Below are 18,478 nucleotides of genomic sequence, written 5' to 3'. Positions count from 1 at the left end.
GCAACTATTCGGCCAGCCTCATTCCTCGCCGCAGACGTCCTTCAGCATGCGCCGCAGCCATTTGTGCGCGTGGTCGTTGTCCAGGCGCGGGTGCCAGGCTTGCACGATTTCCACGCTGTCGACGGGCAGCGGCAGTTCGAACGGGCGCAGTTTCAGGCCCAGGCGTTCGACGATGGGCAGCATGTGGCGCGGCATCAGCGGCAGGATCAGGTCGGAATCTGCGACGGCGAAGATGGCCGAGTGAAAATTGGCGGTGATCAGCGAGACGCGGCGCGCGTGCCCCCGCTCGGCCAGCGTCGTGTCGAAGGGGCCGCGCGCCAGGCCCCGGCGCGAGACGCTGATATGGTCGTAGGCCGTGAAGCGGGCCAGGTCGACGGGGCCGTCAAACACGGGATGGCCGGCGCGCGCGATGCCGACGAACGAGGTGGTAAACAGGTGCTGCAGCTTGATGTCGGGCGCGAAATTGCGCATGGAGCTGATGTACAGGTCGATGCGGCCCGCCTGCAGGGCGTCGCCATCCGTCTCGCCATCGCCTTCGGGCACGAAGCGCAGCACCGTGTTGGGCGCATGGCGGGCCAGCAGGTCGCGCAGCTTGCCGCCATAGGCGCCGACAAACACGTCGTTGGCGCGCAGGCTGAAGGTGCGCTCCAGCGTGCGCAGGTCGATTTCGCGGCCCGAGGTGAAGACGGCGTGCGCCTGTTCCACCACGCCGCGCACCTGTTCGCGCAACTCCAGCGCGCGCGGGGTGGGCGTCAGGCCGCGGCCGGAGCGCACGAGGACGGGGTCGCCGATGGCGTCGCGGATGCGCGCCAGGGTGCGGCTCATGGCCGGCGCGCTCAGGTTCATGCGCCGCGCGGCGGCCACGGCGCTGCCTTCCTCGAGCAGGATGTCGAGGGCGACGAGCAGATTCAGGTCGGGGAGTTTCATGCGGCGATTATAGCGCCAGCATCGGTGACGGCGGGCCGGCACGGCAGGCATGCGCCGGCAGGGCGCCGGCGCATCACGATTGCATCAGGGCGCGATTATTCCGCAGCGCCGTCGGCGCCGCAGCATTTCTTGAACTTCTTGCCGCTGCCGCAAGGGCATTCGTCGTTGCGGCCCACTTTCGGCTCGTCGCGTTTCAGGGTTTGCACGGGAGCCTTGCGGCGCGGCACCCAGAAACGGTGGATGGCTGGCAGGTTCGCTTCCAGTTCCTGCGCCAGCTTGTGCGCCTTGACCGGGTCTTCCACCAGTTTCAGTTCTTCTTCCTTGATTTCGTCGGCGCCCAGCAGGTAGATCGGCTGCATCAGCTCGGCCACTTCGGAATCCCAGATCTCGTTCCACGAGCCAGGACGCAGTTCCATGCCGTCCCAGAAGCCCCAGCACCAGGCTTCGGCATCGATCAGGGTCTGGCCTTCGTAGTCGTGCTCGACGAACAGGGCCTCGAATTCCTTCGGCGCCACTTCAAACGTCACCAGCACTTCGTTCATGAAGCGCATGATCAGGTTGACGATGCGCTCTTCTTCCTTGCTGTTCTTGAATTTCGGTGCATCTTTGGCATCTTCGCCCCACACGCGCGGCAACCACTCGGCCGGCATGATCGGTTCCGGGCCGATGGCCACGGCCGTCAGATAGCCGTGCAGCATATCCATGGTCATGGCGTCTTCGGAGCACCGGTCCGACAACAGGAATTGGTCTAATTCGTCAAATTCTTTTTCTGATAATGGCTGTTCGAGTTGCATGGCTTGCTCTTTGATTGAATGTAAGCTGCCAGTATACGCCTTGCGGCGCTTCATCACCGAAGTGTTTGCACCCGCGGCCCGCGCGCGCCTTACAATGTCGCTTATGCACAATGAAAACCAGCCGCACGAGGACGCCCGGCCCGTCCATCCTTTCTCCGCACTGAGCCCCGACTGCGTGCTCGACGCCCTCGATAGCGTGGGCCTGCGCGGCGACGGCCGCCTGCTGGCGCTCAATAGCTATGAAAACCGCGTCTACCAGGTGGGCATCGAGGACAGCGCGCCGCTGGTGGCGAAGTTTTACCGCCCCGAGCGCTGGAGCGACGCCGCCATCCTGGAAGAACACGCGTTCGTGTCCGAACTGGTCGAGCGCGAAATTCCCGTCGTGCCCGCGCTGGCCATCGACGGCCGCACCCTGCACCAGTTCCAGGGCTTCCGCTTTGCCGTCTTCCCCCGCCATGGCGGACGGGCGCCCGAACTCGATGACCCGCTCACGCTGGAATGGATAGGGCGTTTCATCGGCCGCATCCACGCCGTCGGCGGCCTGTCCGCGTACAAGGAGCGTCCGGCGCTCGATCCGGCCACCTTCGGCGTCGAGCCGCGCGACTTCCTGCTGGCGAACGACTTTATTCCGCCCGAGCTGCTGGCCGCGTATGCCAGCGTGGCGCAGCAGGCGCTCGACGGCGTCAGGCGCTGCTACGACCGCGCCGGCGACGTCGCCGTGCTGCGCCTGCATGGCGATTGCCATGGCGGCAACGTGCTGTGGACGGACGCCGGCCCGCATTTCGTCGACTTCGACGACAGCCGCATGGGACCGGCCATCCAGGACCTGTGGATGATGCTGTCGGGCGAGCGGAGCGACATGGTGCGCCAGATGAGCGACATCCTGGCCGGCTATGAGGACTTCTGCGATTTCGATCCGCGCCAGCTGTACCTGGTCGAAGCGCTGCGCACGCTGCGCCTGATCCACTATTCGGCCTGGCTGGCGCGCCGCTGGGACGATCCGGCCTTCCCCGTCGCCTTCCCGTGGTTTAACACGCAGCGCTACTGGCAGGACCGCATCCTGGAATTGCGTGAACAGGTGGCGTTGATGGATGAAGCGCCGCTCTGGCCAATTTAAGCGCGCGCTACACGCCCATGGCGGCGTTGCATTGCCTGGGCGTACCCTTCGTGCTGCCTTCGGCAATGCGCCTTGCCCTGAGCATGTTCTCGGACGCCTACATCCGCATCAAATCCTGAAAAGAGCGGTAAAACCGCCTCTTCTTGCCGCGCTGATTTGTGCATGCCTGCTCGATAATGGTGCTAATAAATTCCCATAAGCAACGGAATTCACCCGAATAAGCGAGAAATCATGCAAGCACAGCAAAATCAGCGCCAGGCCGCCTCCCTCACCGTCGCCTACTCGGCCGATGACGAGTTCGACCAGGACAGCATCGTCTCGCTGCATGATTTCAAGGACCTGGAGAGCAAGGCCGAGGCGCCTGCCCCCGCCGCCATGTCCGCGCCGCCGGCCGAGCAAGAGCCGGATGGCGAGGTCAAGGCGCCGGCCGCAGGCCGCCAGCAAATGGAATTGAAGGCCATCCACGAAGCGATCGCCCGCGTGGAAGCGGAAGCGAAAGCCACCTGCGCCGCCGAAAGCCGTGCCCTGGCCGAGGCGCGCGTGCGCTCGCTGGCCGAGGACCGCGCCGCCATCGACGCCGCCGCCGCCGCCGCCGCGCAGCAGAACGCGCAAGCGGCCGAAGAGGCGATCGCCGCCAACCGCGAGCGCCTCGACACCATGCGCGCCGCCGCGCAAGCAAGCGTGGCGCGCCTGGAAGCGGTCAAGCAGGAAACGGCCGAACTGCGCGCCCGCGTGGAATCGGACAATGAAATCCGCCTGGCCGCGGAACACCGCGCCCGCGCCGAGCAGGAAAGCCGCTTGCGCGCCAGCGAACAGGTGGCCGTGCAGTCGGAGCTGGCCGAGCAGGCCGCCCGCGCCGCCGAGGAATTGCAGGTGCAGACGGAGCAGGCGCGCCTGCAGGCCGTCGAGCGCGTCGCCGCCGTGCAGGCGGCCAAGGAGGAAATGGTGGGCATCGCCTCGGCCGATGCGCGCGTGGCCGTGCTGGCCCGCGAGCGCGAGCGCCATGCCCACGGTGCGCGCCAGACGGCGCAGATGCTGGCCGAAGCGGAAAGCGAGGCGCTGGAATTGACGGTGCAGCGCGAGCGCGCCGACCAGATCGCGCTGGAATCGGCCTTCAACCGCGCCGCCGCCGAAGTGCGCGCGCTGGAAGAGGCGCGCGCGCTGGCGCACCTGGAGCAGGAACGCGAAGCCATCGCCCTGGCGCAGGCGGAATCGGAGCGCCATGCGGCGCAGTCCCTGCGCTTGCGCTTGCAAACGGAAAAAGAATTGCGCGACGCGGCCATCCACCGCGAACGCCTGGAAATGGTGGCAGTGGCCAGCGCGCAGGCGCGCCGCGATGCGGACGTGCGCATCCTGGCCGCCACCGAAGCGCGCATCGAAGTGGATCGCCAGTTGCGCGCCGTGGCGCTGGCCCGCGTCGCCGCCGAACAGGATGCGGAAATCGCCGGCCACGCCAAGCTGGAAGCGGAAACGGCGGCCCTCGAAGAAACCAAGGCCCGCGAAGCGGCCGAGCAGGCCGCGGCCGTGGCGGCGGCCCGTGAACTGGAAGAACAGCAGCGCGCCGCCGGCCTGGCGCACGAACGCGCCGAACTGGCGCGCCAGGCGGCGCAGCTGGCCGCCAGCCGGAATGACGCGGAACAGGCGGAAGTGGCGGCCGGCGCGGCGCAACTGGCCATGCAGGCGGAAACGCTGCAGCTGGCGCAGCAGAAGGCAGAACAGGCGGCCAGCCTGCTGCAGGCAGAGCAGGAGCGCCTGGCCGCGGAACAAGCGGCCATCGCCGCCCTGAAAGACAAGCTGGAAGCGGAAGCGCAGGCGTTCGCCGCGGCGCAGGAACGCAGCGCCGCCGAACAGGCGCAGGCAGAGCTGCTGCGCGGCCAGCAGGCCGCCGAACAGGCCCTGCAGCAGGCGTCGGAAAAGGAAGCGAACGCCATCCGCATCCTGATGGACCAGGCGCTGGTCGAAGGCGAACAGAAGGCGGCCGCCGCGCAAGCCGTGCAGGCGCAGGCGCGCCTGGCCGTGGAACTGGGCCAGGTGCATAGCGAGCGCGCCCGCGTGGAAGAAGAAAAAGCCCGGACAGCCGAGGCGCTGCTGGCGTCCGAGCGCGATTTCGTCGCCGCCGAACGCGAATCGCTGGCGCTGATCGCGCAAAAACTGGTGCAGCAGCGCCAGACGACGGCAGCCGAGGAGCGGGCGTCGCAAGCCATCGCCGGCCGCCTGGAAGCGGAAAGGCAGGCGACGCAGGCGGCCGAGGCGCGCGCCGCGCTGGAACAGGAAGCGCTGGACGCCATGCGCCAGCGCGAACGGCTGGAACTGGCCGCGCAGCAGGCCGCCGATGAGAAACTCGACGCGCAGCAAGCCTTGCTGGCCAGCGCGCAGGCCCACGCCGCATTGCAGCGCAAGGCGGCCGACACGACGCGCGCCATGGCTGCCGCCAGGCAGCAACTGCTGGAGCTGGAAACGGCCAATGCGCAGCAGCAGGAACGCGAACTGGCCGCCCTGCGCGCCAGCCTGGAACAGCAGCAGGGTGCCTTTTCCAGCTCCCTGGCCGCGGCCCGCGCCAAGGCTGAACAGGTGAGCTCGGCCAGCCTGGCGCGCGAAGTGATCGAGCGCCTGACGCAGCCGAACGAGGCGGGCGCCGTCTGGCGTTCGCGCTAACTGGCTGTGGGGGCCGTCCCGCCGGGACTGGCCCCAGGCATCAGAACTTCCGTCCCACCCCCACCAGTATCACGTCCGCGTCGCGGTGGTAGTCCGTGACGACGCGGTTCCACGCCACTTGCGCCACCCAGCGGCGATCGAAGTGGTAGCGCGCCGCGGCTGACAGCAATCCCGTCAGGCGCGTGCCGTGACCCTGCGTGTCGCGGCCATCCCAGGCCAGGTAGGGGCCGCCGCCCATGCCGAATTCCACCTTTTCATTGAGCGAGCGGATCAGCCACAGCTGGGCGGCCACGCCGCGCCGGTGTGCCAGGTCGGTGCTGCCTTCATTGAGGGCGGTGACCGTCCAGTCCACGTATTTTCCCGCCGCGCGCCGGTATTCCAGCGTGAACGGGCGCGCAGTTTCGGAGCGGAAGCTGTTGACGATGGTATGGCCCGTCGACACGGTCAGGGTGTCGTCGTGCGCCCAGTTCTGCAGATGCAGCTTGGCGCCAGGCACGCCGTCATAGCGGTAGCCGGCGCCGATCAGCAGGTGCGTGGTGGCGTCCTTGCCGCTGGGCAGGATGCGGTTCACCTGGGCTTGCGCATACCAGCGGTTGTCGAATTGCCAGCGCGCCTGTAGGCTGAAGATGGTGCCCCAGCCGTGGTCATTGTCGAAATTATGCGGTGCGTCGTCCGTCTTGGCCGTGTCGAAGAAGAAGTAGCGGCCCACGCCGGCGCCCAGGGTCAGGCCCCGGTCCACCTTTTTCGTGCGCAGCCAGGCCTGGCCCGCCATGCCGTCGCGGTGGTGGTCTTCTGGATGGCCCTCATTGATGTACGACAGGCTGACGGCATTGTAATCGCCGACCGGCTGCGTGTAGCTGACGGCGGCGACAAAGGTGCGCTCGCTGGTGCTGTTGACTTTCAGCGAGCCGGCCATGCCGGAAATGTCCTGTGCCTGGGCGCACAGGGGGAGCGAGGCGGCCAGCAGGGCCAGGATGCGGAATCGGCTGCGCATGAGGTTTCCGAGGAGAGAGATAGACACGCTAACGGTGGGCTGGCTGGGCGTGCTGCGCTGACGCAAGCATCTTGTGTTTTTATTACACCAATGAACAGTTCCAGTCAGAACTAATTGTAATAGTGTATAAGAAAGTGAGAATGTGTGAGGCGCGCAAGAATTCTTGTCAGGAATTCAATGAGGGGAAAGGCGGGACGGGAAGGGGGCGGCGGAATGGCGCCGGCGCGTGCATGGCCGGCCGGCGCTTGTTGCGGAAACGCTGTTGTTACTGGCTCAGGACGACCTTGTCGGCATAGTATTCGGTCTCGCCGAAGCACTGCGTCGGCACGCCCTTGTGCTGGCTGTAGGTGACGAGGATGCGCTTGCCGGCCGCGGCCGACAGCTGTTTGGCCACTTCCTCATCGCGCACGCTGAACTGGAATTTTTCCGGGATGGTGCCCGGCAGCGCCGTCAGCAGCAGTTCGCCCTCCCATGTCTTGCAAATCCAGCCCCGCTTGGAGAACTTTTGCAGGTAGCCCGCCCGTTCGCCTTCCGAGTACGAGAAACTGAGGGCCATCCACGTGTAGGCTGCCAGCAGCAGGAAGCCGGCCACGAGGAAGATGACGAAGGCGAAGGTGACTTTTTTGGTCGTAGGGGTCATGGTAGGGTTTTAAAGGTGAAAGGATTAATCCTTGCGGCCAGCTTTCCAATTGAGGCCGAAATTGTAGCGTTCGTCCATGGCCTGGTGCGCCGTGATTTTACCTTGGCCGCCGAAGTATTCCACCAATTTCGTCACCTGCAGGTTGCCGCCGTGGTTTTCCAGCATGGCGATGGCGCACATGGCGTGCTGGCTGTCGCTGTCGAGGCGCACTTCCACCGTCGGCTGGCCCGGTATCTCGATCGTCACCACGCCATCCGTGGCGGCCCAGTTCGGCACGCCTTCGTAGATGAAGGCATACACGAGCACGCGCTTGATCTGGTCGAAATGGGTGCCGTTGATGAAGATGTTTTCGCCGCTGCTGATGCTGCCCGTGCGGTCGTCGCCTTCCAGGTGGATGTAGGGCGGGCGGTCATATGCGCCCCAGCTGTTGCCCAGCGCCTGCACGGCGCTCTTGGCGCCATTGCTCATTTCGAACAGGCAGCCGATATCGAGGTCGATACCGCCCGCGCGGCCGGCCGGCTTGTTGAACAGCTTGCCCAGGAAGCCCGTGTCCAGCTTCGAGGCGAGCGCCTGGCCCTGCGACGCATTCTGGTTCCAGTTCAGGTTGACGCGGATGCGGCCATAGCCGCCGCTGTCGCGCTTGTCGAGCGAAATCTTGTCGCCGCGCTTTTCCAGGCGGATCTTCGACAGCGAGATTTTGTTTGCTGGCGGCGCCGCCGGCGTGGGCGCGGGGACCGGTGCCGGCGATGGCGCGGGAGACGATGCCCCTGCCTCGCTGCCGCCGAAGTGTTTCAGCAATGCGGCCAGGCCGCCGGCGAAACCCTGGCCCACGGCGCCGAAGCGCCAGCTGCCGTCGCGGCGATACAGCTCGCCGATGATGACGGCTTTCTCGTCCTGGAAGTCATTGCCCGTGAAGGCAAACGTGGCGGCCTGGCCCAGCGTCATGCTCGAAGCGCCCAGCGCGCGCATGCTGCCCTGTTCCGTCGCCGCCGTAAACACCAGCTTGTCGATCGAGGCGGGCAGGCGGGAAAGGTCCACCTGGAAGACGGAACGGGGGCCGTTCAAGTCCACCGTGATGGCGTTGTCCGGCGCGCTTTTCTGGTTGAAGAACACCATGTAGCGGTCGTCCGACAGCTTGCCGGCCGCATCGACGCCGAAGCAGCTGACGTCCACTTCCATCGAGCCCGAAACGATATCGAGCGTGACGGCAAACGGGCCATTCAAGCCCAGGTCCGCCAGTTTGCCTTTTTGTCCGCGTGTGAAATTGGTCATGGTCGTGCAGTCCCTTCGTCGCTGGAGAGTTGAGTCAATGAGTGATTCGGTGCGTGATGCGAAATAGCAGGCGTGGCCGGCAGGGCGGCGCCGTCCGCATGGCGGATGCCGAACAGGCGCGCCTGCTCGATGATGCGCTGCGCCCAGCTCGAGTGGGTCGCCACTTCGCACATCGATTCCTGCATGCGGAACACGGCCGGGCTGTCCGGGTCGATGATGCGCAGCGCCAGTTCGATGTCCGACTGCGCCACCTGGTAGTGGCGCTCGATCTGCGGCACCTGGTCAGGGTGGATGGCGGTCTTGGCGATCATGCCGTGCGCCATGTCCTGCGCCACTTCGGCATCGAGCCAGCTGCCCTGCGACAGGTGCTCGAAGACGGGCGCCGTCAGCTGGAAGCCGTGCGGCTTGAAGATCGTCACCAGGCGGCCGATGACCTGGCCCAGCGGCGTCTGGTAAATGGTGCCGCTGGTGGGGCGGCGCAAGCCCAGCAGTGCCAGCAAGTCGTTGCCGCCGATGCGCAGGGCCAGGATGCGGCGCCGCACTTCCGGCGCCGACAGGGCGATGCGGAACTGCTTCATTTCCTCGTCGTCGAAGACGTCCGCCGTCTCCAACGTCGGCATCAGCAGGTGATGCGTGTGGCGCACGAGGTCGAAATACGCGGCAAAATTGTGGCGCGTGGACTTGGGCAGCACGAAGCCGCTCAATTTGTCGGAGCCTGGCATGGCCAGCACGCGCGCCAGCACGTCGACATTGCGCACGCGCACGAAGCGCAAGGTGTCCGATTCGTCGCGCATGTTTTGCAGCGCCAGCGACAGGTTGAACAGCGCGTAGCTGAGATCGCGTTCGGCGATGGCGTCTTCGGTGCAAAAGATCACCGAACGCAGGTGGCTGAATTTGTCGCCGTTGGCGATGGCCAGCAAATCCTTGTGCGTGGTGGGCACATACATGGAGGCGCCTAGCGCCGCCTTGTGTTCGCTTTGTGGGTGTATGGAGTTATCCATCGACTGCGCTCCTGATGAGGGCGACCGCCTGGTAAGGCAGCGCCGGTTCTACTGTGACGGGTATGGATTTTTCCTGCGCCAGAAGCAGCAAATGTGCCACGTCCGGTGCATTCGTGTCGCGCACGATCAGGCGCTCGGGCACGCGGCGCAGCAGTACGCGCGTCGCTTCGCCGATGCCCGGCTTGATCAGGTTGATGTCGCTGATGCCGTACTCCTGCTGCGCCCTGGCCATGTAAGCCTGCGAGCGGGCCGCCATGGCTGGCGCGTCCGTTGCTTCGGCCAGCGGCACGCCGCTGCTGGCGGCCAGCGCCACGGCATCGGCCACCAGGCCATCGGCGAAATCGCGCGACTGGTCGTGCGCCGCGAACTGCGCGTAGTACACGCAGCCGTGGAAGTCGTCCGGGCCGATGGCTTCATTGAGCACGGAGCGGCTGACCAGGCCCGAGACGGTGGCGTTGAGGATGCTCGACGGGATCAGGTAGTCGCTGGCCGAGGCGGCGCAGGCGGCCGTGCCGGCCAGGTCGGACAGCACGAACAGGCCGCCGTCGATGGCCGTGCCATGCGCGGCATTGAAGTCGTTGACCGTCTGGCGCAGCTCGCGCGAGATCACGCCCTTGCCGGTCCAGCCGTCGACGAAGACGATGGATTCGGCAGCAATGCCTTGTGCCAGGATGTGTTTCAGGGCGTTCGCATCGATGCCGCGGTCGCGGATGATGGAGACGGAATAATGGCTGCACTCGCGCTGGAAGACCTGGCGCAGCACGTGGCCCAGGATGACGCCCACGGGCGTGCCGGCGCGCGCCAGCGAGACCAGGGCGATCGGACCCGCGCGGCGGGCCGCGATCAGGGCTGCCAGGCGCAGGCAGTCGCGCGCCATCTGCAGGCGGTTGGCGGCAAACGCGCTCTGGAACAGCGCCAGGTAGGCGGGCGAGGGCAGGGATTCGGGGGACAGCATTTCGCTGTAGTGGCGCTGGCCGGACTGGATCAGGCGCTCTTTCTCGGCCAGGTCCAGGATCGGCTCGAGCGCCATCGGCGTGAGCAGAAACTCCACGTCGTCCTGGCGGTAGCTGCCGCTGAAATGCTGTTCGACTGCCGTCATAGGGCCGCCACGGTGAGCGCCGCCAGCTGCGTGCCGTTGGGGACGATGGCATAGTCGCAGGCCGCCATGAAGCGCGCGTCCGAGCGGCTGTCGCCCATGCCGAAGCTGAGGATTGGGCCATGTTCGGCTTCCAGCTCCGCGCGCAGGTAGGCCACGGCGCGCGCCTTATTCAAGGTCTTGGGCAGCACGGCCAGGTTGTTGCCGTTGCGGTGGATGAAGTAGTCGGAGCCTTCCGTCGCGATCCAGTCCTGCAGCACCTGTTCCTCGATATCGGCCAGGCGTTCGCCGCGTGCCTCATGGTCCTTGACGACGACGTAGAACGGCGTGTCGTAATCCTCGATCAGGCGCGCGCGCGAAGGCATGCCCGCCTTGGCCTGGAAGTCGTCGATGATGCGCATGGCGTCCCGCAGGCCGGGCAGCGCCGTCTGCATGTCGTTCTGCATCAGCGCCAGCCAGCCCGCGTCGAGCGCGCCGCCCGGCTGCAGCACGATGCCGCCGTAATCGAGCACGCTGTAGCTGGTGAACGGCAGGTCGACGCGGCGGAATGCGTCGCCATTCCTGGCCGTGGCGGGGATCAGGGTCATGCCGCTTTGCGCGAATTCGAAGAAGGCACGCTGGCGCGCCGTCGTAAACGAGCAGGCCTCGCCATTTTTCAGATAGGCGGCCGGCTGCAGGTCGGTCTCGCCGACGCATTTTTTCGGGGTCTGGAACAGTGTGTCGTCCAGGTCAACAAACAGGAATTTCTTCAATTTTGGTCTCTGACTGAAAGTGGAACAGGCGGCCGTTCAACTGGCCGGCGAGTTGCATGAGGGCCGGACTGGCCGGGGTTTCATGGCAGATGAAGACGTGCTGGTACTGGCCAGGCGCCACGTTGTACAGGTAGTTGGCGATGCCTTCGCCGTAATTGTCGTCGCAGCAGACGATATGCCCGACAGAACCCCATGACAGGATGGGCGAACGCGTGGTCGACTGAACCACCACGCTCTTGCCCAGGGTTTCCAGTTCGCGCGCCAGCAGGAAGGACGGGTGCATGAATTCGCCCGTGCCCAGCACCAGCACGGAATCGCCGGCGCCGATTTCCTGCGCCAGCTGCACCGCCAGGCCTTGCGGCGGCGTCAGGGCGCGGCCCACGCCGATGCGGCCGAACACCGGGCTGGCGCCGCGTTCCTCGTTCGCCTCGAAGCGTTGCGCGCTGCCCGCCACGGGCGTCGGTGCCGCGCCGGCCTGGAAGGCGTACTGGCCGGAGAGCGCCGCGCCGATGCTGGTGGGCAGGCCGAAGCGCTGGCTCAGGCCCGCGTTGGCGGCCTGGCCCATGAAATTGGTGATCACGCCCAGGTGCAGCTTTTCCAGCTGCGGATAGCGCGCGCGGCACACTTGCACCAGGTTGGCGAAGGTATTGCCGGTCGACGCTTCATCGTCGATCAGCACCAGGCTGCGCGCGGTGGAAAACAGCGCGCTGGCCGCATCCGACAGGTGCAGGAACTGGCGCGGCGCGTGGCTGTGCGATTCCTCGAATTCGAAGAAGGGCACGCTGCCGACGCGGTAGCGCGAACTGTGCAGGAACAGGGCCTTGCCGTCCGGGTTGGCGCGCAGCCACGCCTCGAACACGCCCTGGCCCAGGCCGACGGCCGTTTCCGCCATGGCGATGAAGACCACGGGGCCGGGCAGGCTGGGGGGGATCTGCGCGGCCAGGTCGTCGTGGATGGCTTCCATGGCGCGCGGCGTGACGGGCCAGTGCTTGCCCAGTACCTTGGAGAGGAACAAGAAACCGCGCTTGGCGTTGGCGCGCGCGGCAAAGCCGATCAGCCAGTCCAGCGGAAAGCGCGCCTCGTCCACTTTGAGGGTCAGTTCGCCCGTCGGCATCTGCTGCTTGACGATGTTCATGGCAGCTCCACGGCGCAGGCGGATTCGCCCACGCGCATGCCTTCGCGTATGGCCGGCACGGCGAGCTTGTCGTAGCCCTGGTCGAAACCGGCCAGCGCCAGGTAGGGCAGGTTCGGACCGGCCGCGCACGCCATGCCGATGCCGCCCGACATGCGCGGGTTGATTTCCAGCAGCGCCAGGCCGTTGGCGCCTTCGCGGAACTGGATGTTGAACACGCCGTTCAGGCGGTAGTCGCGCGCCAGTTTTTCGCAGGCCGCCAGCAGGTCGGCGCGCAGTTCGATCAGCTGGCCGCTGCCGCCGCCCTGCAGCTTCTTGCGCGGCACGGCGCACACGAGGGCGCCCTGGTCGGCGACGCAGTCGGCGCTGTATTCGTGGCCATCGAGGTATTCCATCAGCAGCAGGGTCTTGAAAGTGCCCATCTGCGCCAGGCCGTCGCGCAATTCCTGCGCATTGATCTGGTAGGCGGCGCCGGCCAGCAGCAGCTGGGCGCTGGTGCGCTCTTCATCGAGAATGGCAAAGCCCAGGGCATACACGGATTCGGACGGCTTGATGCACAGCTTGCGGTGCAGCGGGCGCAGTTCGGCGTAGGCGGCGTCGTATTCCTCGATGCTGGTCACGGCGCGGTAGTCGGCCGGACGCGCCATGGGCAGGTCGAGGCCGTCGCAGAAGCGCGCCTTGTCATGCATCAGGGTCAGCGTCTCTTCGCTGGCCACGCTGAGCACGCGCGTGCCGATGGCGGCAAAGCGTGCGCTGGCGCTGCCGATCAGGCCCGCTTCCTTGCCGGGCCAGAATATCGTGATGCCCCGCTCGCGGCAGAATTCCAGGCACCATTCCACATAGTTATGGCCTGTCAGGCCCGATGGCTCGACCGCGTATTCGTGGGCCGACAAAAAGGCCGCCGCATGCGCGTTCGTATTGCTGCACACGATGTGGTAGCGGGGCTTGCCGCCGGTGGCGGCGCTGTCCGCCTCACGGATCAGGCGCATGGCCGTGCCGACCGAGGAAAATGTTTTGTTGAACCAGACTCTTTGCATGTACGGGGACCGGGTAAAGAAAGGGAAAGCCGCGCGCAGGTGCGCGCGCGGGGATTCTAATTGACCAGACTTAACCTGGCCTTAGAAAAACGCCAGCCCGAACCTGCTGCGCGTCGTGGACGCGACCTGCGATGCTTACTGTGCATACACACAGCTGCGCTTCTCGGCCATGTCCCCTTCCGCTGGCGACGGTTCTGGCGGGCGTTTGAGGATCAGCCAGCCTTGCCGGAGGCTGTCCATTTTAAGAACGCGTCGCGGTTGCGCGAGCAGATGAAGACCTTGCCCGAACCGGAAAAGCGCAGCACGATGCCTTCGCCGCTGGTCACGCTGTTGACGATATTGCCGAGGAAGCCGCCGATGCCGCCGCCGCCCGAACCGCCGCCCGTGGTCACGGAAATCTCGTATTTCAGGCTGTTGTCCCAGCACACGACGTGGGAATTGTCGATCACGACATCCTTGCCCGGCTCGACGTCGAGCTGGAACATGGAACCGAAGCCCGACACCACCACCTGGCCCGTGCCGGCCGTTTCCATGACGAAGAAGCCGCCGGACTGGGCGAACAATGCGTTGCCCAGACTCTGAGTGCGCACCTTCATTTCCGTGCCCGAAGTGGCGGCGACAAAGGCGCCGTCATTGAGCAGGTACTGGCGCGCACCGACGTCGACCACTTCGATGGCGCCGGGCAGGGTGGGCGACAGCAGGCAATCGCCGCTGCCGCGCACCGCTTCGATATGCTGCTGGAAGAACGATTCGCCATTCGCGAAGCGGCGCATGATGGCGCTGCCCAGGCCACCCGTCATCTTGCCCTTCAAGTCCAGCGCCGTTTCCATCATCACCATCGCATCGGATTCGCAATAGATGGTTTCGCCCTGTTTCATGCTGACGTGGAGGAATGGATCGACGTCGCCGGTGACACTAAATACTGGCATGGTAATCTCCAAAAAAAAGCCGCCTGAACTGTGCAGGCGGCAGTAATGATATGACATTAACCCAAGTCACCGCGGAAAACCGTCGCGCGCGAGCCCGAAGGCGAGCGGCGCAGCCGGTTTTACGAGCGTGAATCTTAGGCGTTCACGCCGAACGAGCGGGCGAGGGGGCCCAGGCCGCCGTTGAAGCCCTGGCCGATGGCCTTGAACTTCCATTCGCCGTTGTAGCGGTAGATTTCGCCAAAGATCATCGCCGTTTCCGTCGAGCTGTCTTCGGACAGGTCGTAGCGGGCGATTTCCTTCTCGCCTTCCGCGTTCAGGCAGCGGATGAAGGCTTTCGAGACCATGCCGAAGTTCTGGCGGCGCGCGTCGGCGTCGTGAATCGTCACGGTGATGCTGATGCGGTCGATGTCGGCCGGCACGCGGGTCAGGTCGATTTCGATGCGCTCATCGTCGCCTTCGCCTTCGCCGGTCGTGTTGTCGCCCGTGTGGACGACGGAACCGTCGGTCGACTTCAGGTTGTTGTAGAAGATAAAGTCAGAGTCGCCACGGACTTTGCCGTCGTTTTTCAGAAGGAAAGCGCTGCCGTCAAGGTCGAAGGTGGCGCCGTCTGTCGAACGAGGATCCCAGCCGAGGCCGACGATGATCTTCTTCAGGTTCGGTGCTTCCTTGCTCAGGTTGACGTTGCCGCCTTTTTGCAAACTGATTGCCATGTGGTGCTCCTTTTAGTAATTAAACTTAGAACGCCTGTCAAAACCTGCTGCGCGTCGTAATTTGCGGCCGGCGATGCTCACTGTGCCTTCGTACAGTTGCGCTTCCCGACCACAACTTCCTTCCGCTCGCTACGGTCTTGCAAGGCGTTGTTAATCCAGCCTTCATGGCATGAGCGCGCCAGGGCGCTCGTGCCATTACTCTCTCAATTGGGGGCGAAACCCCCGATTTCAAGCTTGTGCCGCGTGCCGCTTGCGATAGCGCAGCGACGACCACAGCGAGACCAGGATGAAGGCCACGCCGGATAGGCCCGTGAACCACTCGGGAATATGGTACTTGACGGATGCCAGCATGATCAAGGCCAGGATGCCGATCGCATAATGGGCGCCGTGCTCGAGGTAGACGAATTCGTCCAGGGTGCCCTTGTGCACGAGGAAAACCGTCATCGAGCGCACGAACATGGCGCCGATGGCCAGGCCCAGCATAATGATGACGACGTCGTTGGTGATGGCAAAGGCGCCGATCACGCCGTCAAAGCTGAACGAGGCGTCCAGCACTTCCAGGTAGAGGAAGCCGCCGATGCTGCCGCGCGCCACTGTTTTTACCAGCTCGCCATTGCCGTTTTTCGCGGGCGCTGCGCCTGCCTCTTCATCGTCGTCCTGGAGGTCCGGCTCGCCTTCTTCCAGCAAGCCGCTGATCCAGTTCACGCCGATGTAGACCGCGATGCCGACGATGCCCGAAGCGAGCACGCTGTATTTTTCATCGACGGGGCCCATGGCCACGCAGGCGGCCACGGCGCCCATGGTGATGAGCACGGCCAGGCTTTCGGTGCCCAGCGCGTTGACTTTTTCCTCGGCCCAGCCCAGCCAGTGCAATTCCTTTTCATCGTCGAACATGAAGTTCAGGAAGACCAGCAGCAGGAAGGCGCCGCCGAAGGCCGCCACCTGGGCATGGTTGTCCGTCAGGTGCTTGGCATACACTTCCGGCGTGGTGGTGGCCATGGTCCACACGTCGACCAGGCCCAGGCCCGTGGCGACGGAAACGATGACCAGCGGGAACAGCAGGCGCATGCCGAAGACGGCGACGAGGATACCCACGGTCAAGAACAGTTTTTGCCAGAACTCATTCCAGTGGCGCAAGACTGAGGCATTCACCACCGCATTGTCGAAGGACAGCGACACTTCCATGATGCCCAGCACGCCCGTGATCCACAGGGCCTGGATCATGCCTGGCACGCCGCCGTGGCTGTAGCCCCACCAGCCGGCCACCGCCATCAGGATGAAGGTAACTAAAAAAGAGATTCTGAAATGCCGCATGGAGACCCCGTTGCAAGTGTGGAAAGACGTTTGATTATCAGCGCCGCGCTGCGCGCCACTGCCAGTGTTGATATACGTCAATTGTTGTATATGCCATGATTTTATATTATCACCGCCGCTGGCGGCGTTTTTATAGGCCGCGGACAGACAGTTCTGCTGGCGCGGTTGATCTGCGATAATTGCGGCGCGCCCCTTTTGGCCACCGCAGCCCCTGACATACTTTTAGACATATAAGAAGGAATACCCCGTGGATATCGCTTACCTCGTCACGCCCCTGATCACCTGGATCCTGGTGGGACCGATCAAATTCCTGATCAACAGCGCCCGTACCCGGCAGTGGGCATTCGGCCTGGTCGGCAATGGCGGCTTTCCCAGCAACCATAGCGCCGTCGTTTCCAGCATGGCGACCCTGATCGCCTTGCGCGAAGGCATAGGCCATCCGGCCTTCGGCGTGGCCGTCACCCTGGCCTTCATCGTCATCATCGACGCCAACAGCCTGCGCCAGCACGTGGGCAAGCAGGCGGCGGCCATCAACCGCCTGGCCGGGGAAGCGGCCAGCGCCGCACACAAGACCTTGCGCGAGCGCATGGGCCATACGCTGGTGGAAATTGCCGGCGGCCTGTGCACGGGCGTGGCGATCGGTTTCCTGATCAATGCCGTATTTGCCAAATAACATCTTTTTAGAGCGGCGCAGCATCGCCGCCTATCGACGCAAAACCCCGCTTCAAGGCGGGGTTTTGCGTTTCAGGGCGTAAAAACTACGTTTCATCCATAGATTAAAGCATTACAGGAAACCGCCGATTGACATGCCCAGACACGCTCATGGATACTTTGGCGCTTGTGGTTTTAATAAAAATAAATGCCTGCTATCGCCTGCCGCCCTATCCGGGCTGCCGGTACGGTAACGGTGCTATCTATCCGGAGAATTACCCATGTTGCGCAAAACCCTGTTTGTTCTGGCAATCGCTTCTGCCCTGACCGCCTGTGGCAAAGAATCCAAAGATCCTGGCAAGGGCGTTGGCAAGGACGGCAAGGAACAGGCCAGCGCCGCCGTCAATTTGCTGATTTCCCCGGAAGACATGTTGACCATCCAGAGCAATGCGCTGGCATCGGGGCCCGTGATCACCGGTTCCGTGCAGCCAGAGCGCAATGCCGACCTGCGCGCCGAAGTGTCGGCCGTGGTGATCCAGGTCATGAAGGAAAATGGCGAAGCCGTGAAGCGCGGCGACGTGCTGGTGCGCCTGGACGAAACGGCCATCCGCGACAGCCTCAATTCGGCCGAGGAAGCGAGCCGCGCCTCGAGCCAGGTGCTGGAGCAGTCCGAACGCATGTTCCAGCGCATGAAGACCCTGCGCGCCTCGGGCATGACGTCGACGCAGGCGCTGGAAGACGCTGAAATCCGCCGCAACAATGCGCAGAGCGACCTGTCGGCCGCGAAGAGCCGCGCCGCCCAGGCCCGCCAGCAGCTGCAGCGCACGCTCGTGCGCGCGCCGTTCGACGGCATCGTGAGCGAGCGCAAGGTATCGAACGGCGATACGGCGCAAATCGGCAAGGAATTGATCCGCGTCATCGATCCGACCAGCATGCGCCTGGAGGGCCTGGTATCGGCCGACAAGATCGGCGTCGTCAAGGTGGGCCAGCCGGTGTTGTTCCGCATCAATGGTTATCCGGGCCAGGATTTCTCGGGCAAGGTGCGCCGCGTCGATCCAGCCGCCAACGCCATCACGCGCCAGGTGGCCGTGCTCGTCGATTTCAATGACAAGGAACAGCCGCGCGTGGCCGGCCTGTATGCGGAAGGCCGCATCGAAACGGATACCGTCAGCGCCCTGATGATCCCCGATTCAGCCCTGGTGAAGGCAGGCGACGTGACGTACACGTGGAAAGTCAAGGACAAGGCCTTGCAGAAGACCAGCTTGCGCATCGGCGCGCGCGACGTGCGCACGGGCCAGTGGGAAGTGCAAAGCGGGCTGGCCAGCGGCGACACCGTGCTGCGCACGCCGGGCTCGACCTTCAAGGATGGCCAGAAAGTGGAGTTGACGGCGGCCAAGGCCGTGCCGGCCGCCGCCGTGGCCAGCAGCAGCACCGCCGTTGCCGGTAAAGGAAACTAA

17 protein-coding genes are annotated in these 18,478 nt (G+C 64.8%); 4 read left to right on the top strand and 13 right to left on the bottom strand.

The window, feature by feature from the left end; all coding sequences use genetic code 11:
- Positions 1 to 18: 18 nt before the first annotated feature.
- Both AC1RDJ_RS26315 and AC1RDJ_RS26310 read right to left on the bottom strand, forming a co-directional pair.
- Positions 19 to 927: a LysR family transcriptional regulator gene (locus AC1RDJ_RS26315; RefSeq protein ID WP_071324737.1), complete on the bottom strand. Its 909-nt coding sequence runs from the start codon at positions 925 to 927 to the stop codon at positions 19 to 21.
- A gap of 95 nt (positions 928 to 1,022) precedes the next feature.
- Entirely contained in the window at positions 1,023 to 1,721 is a 699-nt protein-coding gene (locus AC1RDJ_RS26310; protein WP_493029198.1) for a UPF0149 family protein, read from the bottom strand.
- Between the two features lie 103 nt (positions 1,722 to 1,824).
- Between AC1RDJ_RS26310 and AC1RDJ_RS26305 the strand changes: the two genes are divergently transcribed.
- On the top strand, positions 1,825 to 2,838 hold the full coding sequence (locus AC1RDJ_RS26305; protein WP_493029197.1) for a serine/threonine protein kinase: 1,014 nt from the start codon (positions 1,825 to 1,827) through the stop codon (positions 2,836 to 2,838).
- 231 nt (positions 2,839 to 3,069) lie between these two features.
- Positions 3,070 to 5,493, top strand: a complete 2,424-nt coding sequence (locus AC1RDJ_RS26300) for a coiled-coil domain-containing protein (RefSeq protein WP_493029196.1) — start codon at positions 3,070 to 3,072, stop codon at positions 5,491 to 5,493.
- 40 nt (positions 5,494 to 5,533) lie between these two features.
- On the opposite strand, the gene AC1RDJ_RS26295 is transcribed toward AC1RDJ_RS26300, so the two are convergent.
- From AC1RDJ_RS26295 to AC1RDJ_RS26245, 11 genes are all read right to left on the bottom strand, one after another.
- On the bottom strand, positions 5,534 to 6,487 hold the full coding sequence (locus tag AC1RDJ_RS26295; protein ID WP_493029195.1) for a hypothetical protein: 954 nt from the start codon (positions 6,485 to 6,487) through the stop codon (positions 5,534 to 5,536).
- A 265-nt stretch (positions 6,488 to 6,752) separates the two neighbouring features.
- A complete protein-coding gene (locus AC1RDJ_RS26290; protein ID WP_071324734.1) occupies positions 6,753 to 7,127 on the bottom strand; it encodes a DUF8785 domain-containing protein in 375 nt (124 codons plus the stop codon).
- Between the two features lie 24 nt (positions 7,128 to 7,151).
- On the bottom strand, positions 7,152 to 8,399 hold the full coding sequence (locus AC1RDJ_RS26285) for a TerD family protein (RefSeq protein ID WP_493029194.1): 1,248 nt from the start codon (positions 8,397 to 8,399) through the stop codon (positions 7,152 to 7,154).
- Positions 8,396 to 9,400 (bottom strand): HpcH/HpaI aldolase/citrate lyase family protein, encoded by a 1,005-nt coding sequence (locus AC1RDJ_RS26280; protein ID WP_493029193.1) that lies wholly within the window; start codon positions 9,398 to 9,400, stop codon positions 8,396 to 8,398. The genes AC1RDJ_RS26285 and AC1RDJ_RS26280 overlap by 4 nt, the downstream gene beginning before the upstream one ends.
- Positions 9,393 to 10,499, bottom strand: coding sequence for a cysteine protease StiP family protein (locus AC1RDJ_RS26275; protein ID WP_071324731.1), 1,107 nt, complete (start codon positions 10,497 to 10,499; stop codon positions 9,393 to 9,395). The genes AC1RDJ_RS26280 and AC1RDJ_RS26275 overlap by 8 nt, the downstream gene beginning before the upstream one ends.
- A complete protein-coding gene (locus tag AC1RDJ_RS26270) occupies positions 10,496 to 11,248 on the bottom strand; it encodes an HAD family hydrolase (protein ID WP_493029192.1) in 753 nt (250 codons plus the stop codon). Before AC1RDJ_RS26270 ends, AC1RDJ_RS26275 begins: the two co-directional genes overlap by 4 nt.
- Positions 11,226 to 12,383: a phosphoribosyltransferase domain-containing protein gene (locus AC1RDJ_RS26265; protein ID WP_493029190.1), complete on the bottom strand. Its 1,158-nt coding sequence runs from the start codon at positions 12,381 to 12,383 to the stop codon at positions 11,226 to 11,228. Before AC1RDJ_RS26265 ends, AC1RDJ_RS26270 begins: the two co-directional genes overlap by 23 nt.
- A complete protein-coding gene (locus AC1RDJ_RS26260; protein ID WP_493029189.1) occupies positions 12,380 to 13,417 on the bottom strand; it encodes an ATP-grasp domain-containing protein in 1,038 nt (345 codons plus the stop codon). The genes AC1RDJ_RS26265 and AC1RDJ_RS26260 overlap by 4 nt, the downstream gene beginning before the upstream one ends.
- Before the next feature lie 212 nt (positions 13,418 to 13,629).
- Entirely contained in the window at positions 13,630 to 14,346 is a 717-nt protein-coding gene (locus AC1RDJ_RS26255) for a TIGR00266 family protein (RefSeq protein WP_071078756.1), read from the bottom strand.
- Positions 14,347 to 14,480: 134 nt separating this feature from the next.
- A complete protein-coding gene (locus AC1RDJ_RS26250) occupies positions 14,481 to 15,056 on the bottom strand; it encodes a TerD family protein (RefSeq protein WP_070290657.1) in 576 nt (191 codons plus the stop codon).
- Positions 15,057 to 15,284: 228 nt separating this feature from the next.
- A complete protein-coding gene (locus tag AC1RDJ_RS26245) occupies positions 15,285 to 16,370 on the bottom strand; it encodes a DUF475 domain-containing protein (RefSeq protein WP_071324727.1) in 1,086 nt (361 codons plus the stop codon).
- A 247-nt stretch (positions 16,371 to 16,617) separates the two neighbouring features.
- On the opposite strand from AC1RDJ_RS26245, the gene AC1RDJ_RS26240 reads away from it, so the two are divergent.
- Entirely contained in the window at positions 16,618 to 17,043 is a 426-nt protein-coding gene (locus AC1RDJ_RS26240) for a divergent PAP2 family protein (RefSeq protein WP_071324726.1), read from the top strand.
- A 259-nt stretch (positions 17,044 to 17,302) separates the two neighbouring features.
- The gene (locus AC1RDJ_RS26235; protein WP_071324725.1) at positions 17,303 to 18,478 is read left to right on the top strand and encodes an efflux RND transporter periplasmic adaptor subunit; all 1,176 of its coding nucleotides are present in this window, start codon (positions 17,303 to 17,305) and stop codon (positions 18,476 to 18,478) included.

Source organism: Janthinobacterium sp. GW822-FHT07H10 (assembly GCF_058798675.1).
Note: the sequence above shows the minus strand (reverse complement) of the source record. Positions and strands in the feature narration are given on the sequence as shown.

Excerpts from the sequence above, each read along its gene's own strand:
- AC1RDJ_RS26315 (WP_071324737.1), bottom strand. The coding sequence starts at position 927 with ATGAAACTCCCCGACCTGAATCTGCTCGTCGCCCTCGACATCCTGCTC.
- AC1RDJ_RS26310 (WP_493029198.1), bottom strand. The coding sequence starts at position 1,721 with ATGCAACTCGAACAGCCATTATCAGAAAAAGAATTTGACGAATTAGAC.
- AC1RDJ_RS26305 (WP_493029197.1), top strand. The coding sequence starts at position 1,825 with ATGCACAATGAAAACCAGCCGCACGAGGACGCCCGGCCCGTCCATCCT.
- AC1RDJ_RS26300 (WP_493029196.1), top strand. The coding sequence starts at position 3,070 with ATGCAAGCACAGCAAAATCAGCGCCAGGCCGCCTCCCTCACCGTCGCC.
- AC1RDJ_RS26295 (WP_493029195.1), bottom strand. The coding sequence starts at position 6,487 with ATGCGCAGCCGATTCCGCATCCTGGCCCTGCTGGCCGCCTCGCTCCCC.
- AC1RDJ_RS26290 (WP_071324734.1), bottom strand. The coding sequence starts at position 7,127 with ATGACCCCTACGACCAAAAAAGTCACCTTCGCCTTCGTCATCTTCCTC.
- AC1RDJ_RS26285 (WP_493029194.1), bottom strand. The coding sequence starts at position 8,399 with ATGACCAATTTCACACGCGGACAAAAAGGCAAACTGGCGGACCTGGGC.
- AC1RDJ_RS26280 (WP_493029193.1), bottom strand. The coding sequence starts at position 9,400 with ATGGATAACTCCATACACCCACAAAGCGAACACAAGGCGGCGCTAGGC.
- AC1RDJ_RS26275 (WP_071324731.1), bottom strand. The coding sequence starts at position 10,499 with ATGACGGCAGTCGAACAGCATTTCAGCGGCAGCTACCGCCAGGACGAC.
- AC1RDJ_RS26265 (WP_493029190.1), bottom strand. The coding sequence starts at position 12,383 with ATGAACATCGTCAAGCAGCAGATGCCGACGGGCGAACTGACCCTCAAA.
- AC1RDJ_RS26260 (WP_493029189.1), bottom strand. The coding sequence starts at position 13,417 with ATGCAAAGAGTCTGGTTCAACAAAACATTTTCCTCGGTCGGCACGGCC.
- AC1RDJ_RS26255 (WP_071078756.1), bottom strand. The coding sequence starts at position 14,346 with ATGCCAGTATTTAGTGTCACCGGCGACGTCGATCCATTCCTCCACGTC.
- AC1RDJ_RS26250 (WP_070290657.1), bottom strand. The coding sequence starts at position 15,056 with ATGGCAATCAGTTTGCAAAAAGGCGGCAACGTCAACCTGAGCAAGGAA.
- AC1RDJ_RS26245 (WP_071324727.1), bottom strand. The coding sequence starts at position 16,370 with ATGCGGCATTTCAGAATCTCTTTTTTAGTTACCTTCATCCTGATGGCG.
- AC1RDJ_RS26235 (WP_071324725.1), top strand. The coding sequence starts at position 17,303 with ATGTTGCGCAAAACCCTGTTTGTTCTGGCAATCGCTTCTGCCCTGACC.